General features: G+C 75.5%; 5 protein-coding genes. 1 reads left to right on the top strand and 4 read right to left on the bottom strand.

The window, feature by feature from the left end:
• Nucleotides 1–151: 151 nt before the first annotated feature.
• From AB8Z75_RS29290 to AB8Z75_RS29300, 3 genes are read right to left on the bottom strand one after another with little or no spacing between them, the layout of a single operon-like run.
• Nucleotides 152–1,531 (bottom strand): O-antigen ligase family protein, encoded by a 1,380-nt coding sequence (locus AB8Z75_RS29290; protein ID WP_369207230.1) that lies wholly within the window; start codon nt 1,529–1,531, stop codon nt 152–154.
• A gap of 5 nt (nt 1,532–1,536) precedes the next feature.
• A complete protein-coding gene (locus tag AB8Z75_RS29295; protein ID WP_369207222.1) occupies nt 1,537–3,495 on the bottom strand; it encodes a sugar transferase in 1,959 nt (652 codons plus the stop codon).
• The gene (locus tag AB8Z75_RS29300) at nt 3,492–4,721 is read right to left on the bottom strand and encodes a glycosyltransferase family 4 protein (protein WP_369207224.1); all 1,230 of its coding nucleotides are present in this window, start codon (nt 4,719–4,721) and stop codon (nt 3,492–3,494) included. The genes AB8Z75_RS29295 and AB8Z75_RS29300 overlap by 4 nt, the downstream gene beginning before the upstream one ends.
• Nucleotides 4,722–5,030: 309 nt before the next feature.
• Between AB8Z75_RS29300 and AB8Z75_RS29305 the strand changes: the two genes are divergently transcribed.
• Entirely contained in the window at nt 5,031–5,531 is a 501-nt protein-coding gene (locus AB8Z75_RS29305) for a DUF1772 domain-containing protein (RefSeq protein WP_369207226.1), read from the top strand.
• 75 nt (nt 5,532–5,606) lie between these two features.
• Here AB8Z75_RS29305 and AB8Z75_RS29310 read toward each other — a convergent pair whose 3' ends face one another.
• The gene (locus AB8Z75_RS29310) at nt 5,607–7,160 is read right to left on the bottom strand and encodes a hypothetical protein (protein WP_369207228.1); all 1,554 of its coding nucleotides are present in this window, start codon (nt 7,158–7,160) and stop codon (nt 5,607–5,609) included.
• Nucleotides 7,161–7,350: the final 190 nt, after the last annotated feature.

The following is a 7,350-nucleotide window of genomic DNA, read 5'->3' on the forward strand; positions in this document are numbered from 1 at the left end:
GTGCTGGGCCTGGCCGCCTGGTGGGGGGGGGGGGGGGGGGGGGGGGGGGGGGGGGGGGGGGGGGGGGGGGGGGGGGGGGGGGGGGGGGGGGGGGGGGGGGGGGGGGGGGGGGGGGGGGGGGAAGGGGTGGGGTGGCGGGGAGCGGCGTCGGTCATCGAGCGGAGCCCCCGTCGACGGCCCCTTCCGCGGCGGGGGAGAGCGCCCACCAGGCGGCCAGGCCCAGCACCACAGCGGTCAGCACGGTGGAGGGTCCGCCGATGTCGCCGTAGAGGAAGTCGATGCCCTGCCAGGCGAGGAGACCGACGGCCACCATGCCGCAGTCGGCGGCTCGGGCACCCGGCCCCCCGCGATGGGCCGTGCGCACCCGCCGCAGACCGCACACCATCAGTGCCGCCCAGGAGCCGACGAGAGCAACGGCGCCCACGAGCCCCTGCTCGCTCAGGACGAGGAGGTACATGTTGTGCGGCGACAGCAGCGGCTCCCGCTGGAAGCGCACCCCCGCGCCCGCCGTGTCGCTGCCGGAGGAGAGCGCGAGGGAGGCGTGTGCGTCGCGGTGCGCGGGAAACCCCTTGGGGCCGACGCCCGTCGCCGGCGCCTCACGCCACATGCCGACCGCCGCGCTCCACAGGCTGTAGCGGTCGGTCACCGACTGGTCGGGAGAGGAGGAGACCTCGGTGATGCTGCGGGCGCGCTCGGCCAGTTGCTGCGAGCCCACCGACAGGCCGCCGACCAGCACCACCCCGGCTGCTGCCAGCGCGGCCAGGGCAGGCACCGCCGTCCGCGCACCGCGCAGCGCAAGCAGCAGCAGACACGCCGCCGCGGTCGCGATCCACGCGCCCCGGCTGTAGGAGAGGGCCAGCGGCACCAGCAGCACGACCGCGCAACCCAGCGCGCCAGGACGCAGCCACCGAGGAGCGGCGGCGGGCGGGTTCAGGCCCAGCGCGAGCGTGGCCACCAGCCCGTAGGAGACGACCGTCGACATGCCCATCACGTCGAGCGCGCCGAAGGTGCCCACGGCCCGTACGTTCTCCCCCCTGTAGGAGGCGCCTGTCCCGGTGGCGGACTGGACGACACCGACCGTGCCCTGCACGAGTGCCAGCACCACCACCGCCGCGCACACCAGCCGCGCGTCGCGCGCGTCGCGCAGCGACAGCAGCACCGCTCCGGGGACGAGGACGAACAGCTGGAGGTAGCGCACGAACCCGGGCAGGCTCGCTGCGGGGTCGGCGGAAGCGATCGTCGCGACGGCGAACGCCGCGGCAGGTCCGCCGAGTACGAGCACGGCCCGGCGGGTCAGGGCCGGCCCGGCGTCCCCGCCCCGTCGCCCCCGCACCAGCCTGAGCACGCACCAGACCACGAGAGCGCCCGAGGCGGCGTCCGCCAGCGTGACACCGCCCTGCCCGTCAAGGCTCGTACGGTCGGCGGGGGCGCACAGGAGCAGGACCGTCACCACGACGGGCACCACCGGCTCGTACCGGCCGAGCCGGGGGAACGGTGAGCCCAGTACCGACGTGCGAGGCCCCGCGGGCAGCGCCCTCACCGGCCCTCCAGCCGGAAGAACGAGGTGGCGGTGCGGCACATGATGCGCACGTCCTGCCACAGCGACCAGGTCTCGATGTAGTGGTTGTCGAACCGGGCGCGGTCCTCGATGGAGGTGTCACCGCGCAGCCCGTGGACCTGCGCCAGCCCGGTGATGCCGACGGGTGTGCGGTGCCGCTGCGCGTAGCCGGGGTGGAGCTGGCTGAACTGCCGCACGAAATAGGGGCGTTCGGGGCGGGGCCCGACCAGGCTCATGTCGCCGCGCACGACGTTCCACAGCTGCGGCAGTTCGTCGAGCGAGGTGCGGCGCAGCAGTCTGCCGATCCGGCTGGTGCGCGCGTCACCGGCGACCGTCCACCGGGTCGCCGCCTCGTGCGCGTCCGCGGGCCGCACGGTGCGGAACTTCAGCAGGGTGAACGGCCGCCCGCCCTGGCCGATCCGCTCTTGCCTGAACAGCACGCCGGGTCCGTCCAGCAGTCGCACGGCCAGCGCGCAGGTGGCCAGCACCGGGGCCGCCACCACCAGCGCGGGGGTCACCAGCGCGAGGTCGAGCGCCCGTTTGCGCACACCGGTGCGCGGGCGAGGACAGTCCAGTACCAGCCGTCGGCAGCTGAAGCCCCACAGGTGGGCGTCGGGGGTCGGGCCGCCGCCGAGAACGGCGTGCGGGCCGTGCGCTCCCAGCGCGCAGCCGGGCCGTACCAGCCAGCCGGTCACCCCGTACCGGCCCAGCAGCCCGGCCAGCGCGGCGGTGTGCGCCTCCTCCCAAGGAGAGCGGACGAACACGACGTCCTGGACGCCGCTGCGCGCGACCTCCCGTGCCACCTCTTCCAGGGTGGCGGCGACCGGCAGCGGAAGCGGCCCGGCCGCGCGGTCCTCGACCTCGCCAACGCCGACGTCCGTCCCGACGCCGACGTCCGTCCCGATACCGACGCCCGTCCCGATACCGACGCCGACGTCCGTGCCGGGGCAGGTGCGCGCGCCGGGCGCACCGGGGGAGGCGAGGGCGCCGGGTGAGTCGGGCGTGCCGAGCGTGTCGGGCGAGTCGGGTGTGGCCTCGGCTGCTGCCGGCTCCACCAGGCCCACAGGCCACAGCCCGTACCGGGAGCGCTCTCTGAGGGCCGTGGTGACCGCACGCGCCGTCCCGCCGCGCCCCACGACCAGGGTGGCACGCGGGCTGCGGCGGCCCCGGTGGCGGCGCTGTCCGTGCACCAGCGCGCGAGCCGAGCAGGCCAGCGCGGTGGTGAGGGTGACTGCGGCGAGCATGCCGGCCAGGCTGAGTGTCCCGGAGCCGCCGCACACCGCCAGCACGGTGACCCCCACGCACCAGGCTGCGGCCACCCGAGCGCCGAGCGCGGGAAGTTCGTCCAGTGCCTGCGGGTCGAGGCCCGGACGGTACAGGCCCGCCCGCCTGCACAGGGCCACCAGGCTCGCGCCCGTGGACGCCAGCAGGAGCGCCGAGGCCTGGCCGTCCGCGCAGACCAGTACGGCGAGGGCGGTCCCCACCAGGTCGCAGGCGGCCAGTGGCACGGCCGCCGCGCGGCGGCGCCGGGCGGCGGAACGGGGCGGCCCCACCGGCACGGGACCGCGCGCCGACGGCACCGGGAGCACGCGTACCGACGGCACCGCGGGCGCGGGGCCGGGCGGCACCGGGGGCGCGGAGTCGGTCGGGGGCGCGGGTCCGGACGACGCCGCCGGTACGGACAACCGGCCGCCGGGCTCCGGCACCGCGGCGGGCTCGACCTCGGGGCCGGTGCCCGACACCGGGCGGGGCACGACGGGAGCGGCCTTGGCAGCCGTGGGGGTGGTCTCGTCCGGCTCCGCGGACTGCCGCGGGTCCGGGGCGCTGTCCGGGAGGCACACCCGGGAGGGGAGGTCCGTTCCGGCCGTGGAGCTGTGCGGGGTGCTGTCCGTGGTGTCCTGCCGGGCCGGGGCGCTGCCCGCGCTGTCGGTGGTCATCGGACCTCCGGCAGACCGGCAGCGGGAACGCCCGGCGCGCGCCGCTCCCTCAGCACCTCCTGGTACAGCTCCAGCACGGCGGCGGCCGTCTCCCGCACGTCGAACTCGGCGCGTACGTGCTTGGCAGCGGCCTGTGCCAACTCCGCGCGCAGCCGCGCGTCGAGGCACAGCCGCGCCACGGTGTCGGCCAGCGCGGGCGCGTCGCCCGGCGGGACGAGGCAGGTGACGTCCTGGCCGGGGGGCAGCAGCTCGCGCGAGCCGTCCACATCGGTGACGACGACGGGGCGTGAGCAGGCCATCGCCTCCAACGGGGTCAGCGCCATGCCCTCCCACAGGGACGGCAGCACCACCAGGTCGGCGACCGCGTACCAGTCGTCCACCTGTTCGCGCGCGCCCGCGAACACCACCCCGCGCGGGGCCAGCCGGGTCAGCCGTTCACGGTCGGGTCCGTCGCCGACGAGCACCAGCCGGGCCCCGGGGACCCGGGCGGCGACGCGCGGCCAGGCCGCCAGGAGGTGGCGCTGGCCCTTCTGTTCGCACAGCCGGCCCACGCACACCACCAGCGGCGCCGTCCCGGCCATCTCCCGCACTGCCGCGGGATCCCCGGCGTCCGCGAGCCCGCCGGGGGGTGGCGGCTGCGACGGGGCGCCGGTGAACCTGTCGAGGTCCACCCCGTTGGGCACGACCGTCCAGCGGGCGTCGATTCCGGCCCTGCGGCCGGTCTCCCGCTCGGCCTCGCTCACGCACAGCACCCGGTCCGCCCACCGTGTCGCGTACCGTTCCCAGGCGCGGGCCAGCCGTGCGGTACGGCCCCGGGCGGCCTCGAACGACCAGGCGTGCGGCTGGTGGATCGTGGGGACGCGGGCGCGCAGTGCCAGCCGGGCCGCGAGTCCCGCCTTGGCGCTGTGCGCGTGCACCAGGTCGGGACGTACCCGGCGGACCAGCCGTCGTACGCCGTACACCTCCATGGCGACGCGCGCCGAGGGCTCGCGGGCGGCGGGCCAGTGCGCGGTCAGCGCGCCCGCGGCGGTCGCGTCACGCTCCAGCGTGCCGCCGCGGGGACAGGCCACCACGACGCGCAGCCCCGCACGGACCTGCGCCCGTGCCAGAGCGGCGACGACGCGTGCCACGCCGCCCTCGACGGGTTGAGCGAGATGGAGGACGGTCATCCGCCCCCGTGGCTCGCTGCCGCGCTGTTCAGTGCACTGTGCCAGCAGTTTCGGCATGGACGACTCCGCCTCCCGGGATGAAGCAGAGTGACCTTGACAAAATCCGACTGTCGAACCCGTGCGGCACGCCGGTTATGTCCCGGTTTTCCCCGACTGATCCCACGCGTGGCGGTGCAGACGCCCGCACATCCTCCTGAGCGTCCGACCCATGGGACCGGACGCCCCCGTCCGGTTGGCTGTAGCCGTACCCGCACGGTCCCGCGCGGGTCGCGACGACAAGAGCGAACGTCAAGAGCCAATGACGAGAGCCAACGACGAGCCAACGACAAGAGCGAAACGACAAGAGTGAAGAGAGAGGGGAAGGGCGTGCGAGCACTGCAAGGGGTCTCACTGCTCGGGGCCGTCCTGCTCACCGGACTGAGCGCGGGCCTCTACTACGGATTCGCCGTCGCCGTCATGCCGGGGCTGCGGCGGGCCGCTGACCGGACGTTCGTGGAGGGTATGCAGCGGATCAACGCCGCGATCCTGAACGGCTGGTTCCTGCTGTTGTTCATCGGGTCGCTGATACTGATCCTCACCGCGGGAGCGCTGCGGCTGTGGGGCGGCGGCAGCACGGGCACGCTGCCGTGGATCGCGGCGGCGGCCGTGCTGTACCTCGCCGTTCTCGTGATCACCATGGGGTTCAACGTCCCCCTCAACGACGCGCTGGACGCGGGCGGCCTGCCCGACGACCCGGACCGGCTGGCCGGGCTGCGCGAGCGGTTCGAGGACGCGTGGAACCGCTGGAACCTCGTGCGTACCGTGTGCAACACCGCCGCCTTCGGCTGCCTGGCGTGGGCGCTGGTCCGGCACGGGAACGGAAGCTGAGCTGCTCCCGTACGCCCTCCGGCCGACGGCCGGTGGCCGGTGGCGTGGTGCGGCCCCGCACCACGCCGCCGGCGGCTACTTCCCCCTGCGGCCGAACCACAGGGCGCGGCCCAGGACGTCCAGCGCCTCGTCGGCCCAGCCGATGATCTCGAGGCCCGAGGTGACATTGGCGGGCGGACGGTTGATGAGTGTGTCCCGGCGCACCAGGCGCTGGAAGTCCACCCGCACCGGGTCGGGCCGGGGCTCGCCCCCGTACGGGGTGCGGAACTCCACGCCGGCGGTGCGCATCACCCCCACCAGTTCCTGGGCGAGGATCCCGTAGGCCACGGTCGTGGGGTGCACGCCGTCCAGCGAGAAGAGCCCGCCGTCGCTGCGCCGCTCACCGTCGCTCAGCAGGAACCGCGAGTTGGGCACCGGGTCGAGCGCGCGCAGCTCGCGGGGCAGCGGATACGGTGACCACCAGTCGGGCCGCGCCGCCTCGTCCTCGAAGTAGCGACGGCACGCCAGCCGGTCCAGCAGGCCGGCCGTGTCGAGCAGGTACCAGTCGCGCCCCGCCCGGCGAGCCGCCCGCACGGCCTCGGCCATCGCGTCGTTGTACTGGTCGATGGCCGCGTCCACGGCGCGTGCCTGCTCGCCCGTCAGATGCGGGTCGCGTCGCACGTCGAAGTCGCTGTCACCGATCCAGGGCCGCGTGTAGTACGGGAAGTAGCGCGAGCCCGGCTCCGCCTTGCCGTGCACGCCCCGCGCGATCGGCGCGATCGTCACGTGCGGGACGGCGCACCAGATGACGTGGCGCGCCCGGATCTGCCCGACCTCGTCGGCCAGTTGCCGCAGCTCGGCGGCGAAGTGCTCGGGCCGCCAGACCGTGTACTTGCCCTTCTCGCGCAGGTCGTCGTAGCCGGGGCCGCTCCAGGCCACGTCGAGTTCGATGACCGAGGAGAGGGCGTTGTTGGCCCCGAGGAAGACGATGAGCGTCTCGATCCCGTGGTCCGGGTCGGGGTCCCGCCCCTCCTGCCCCTCCCGCGCGTCGCCGGCGCCTTCCCCGTGCCGGCGCTCGCCTGTCTGCTCGCCCAGCAGCCGTGCGGCGCCCACCTGGGTGAGCGCTCCCGCGGCGGGCGGCCGGGTGGGCAGGGCACGCAGCGCGGCGCGCTCCCCGGGGTTGCCGACCATCTGCCGCACCAGGTCGTCGCGCGGGGCGCCGATCATCTTCCGGCACACGTCGGCCGACTTGTCCAGCGCGTCCCGCAGGTCCCAGCCGAAGACCGCCAGGTTGTGGTTGACGGCCGTGGTGGTGGCCGGAGCGCAGCCGGCGCCGCGCTCCCAGTAGTCCTCCACCTTGTCCATGAACCGGCGGGCCCGGAACAGTGCTGCGGGCGTGTCCCACCAGTCGAGGTCCTTGCCGCAGTGCTCCTCCAGCTCGCGCAGCAGCATCTCCAGGTTGAGCGGGAGGCCGCCGCAGCCCTCGTAGCTGGGGTGGCGGAAGTGCGCGGACCAGCCCAGTTCGTGGGCGATGATCGCCGGGTAGGACAGGTCGGTCCGGAAGACGGCGCAGCTTTGGAAACCCTCGGTCAGGGAGTCACCGATGGCCACCAGCCGGTTGCGGGGCTCGCCGCGCCACGAGGTGGACACCGGGATGCCGAGAGTGGGGTCGGTGTAGGGCGCGCCCGGTGCGGCGCGCCCTACACCGGGGGGGGGGGGGGGGGGGGGGGGGGGGGGGGGGGGGGGGGGGGGGGGGGGGGGGGGGGGGGGGGGGGGGGGGGGGGGGCCCGGCTCCGGCGCCCGGTGCCGCGGGCTCGCGCGCGGGGGAGGGGATCGAGGG

Origin of the sequence: Streptomyces sp. PU-14G, from assembly GCF_041028275.1 — a bacterium.
GTDB lineage: Bacteria > Actinomycetota > Actinomycetes > Streptomycetales > Streptomycetaceae > Streptomyces.

Bases quoted from the DNA above. Each gene is read 5' to 3' on its own strand.
- AB8Z75_RS29295 (WP_369207222.1), bottom strand. From the start codon at position 3,495: ATGACCACCGACAGCGCGGGCAGCGCCCCGGCCCGGCAGGACACCACG.
- AB8Z75_RS29300 (WP_369207224.1), bottom strand. From the start codon at position 4,721: ATGCCGAAACTGCTGGCACAGTGCACTGAACAGCGCGGCAGCGAGCCA.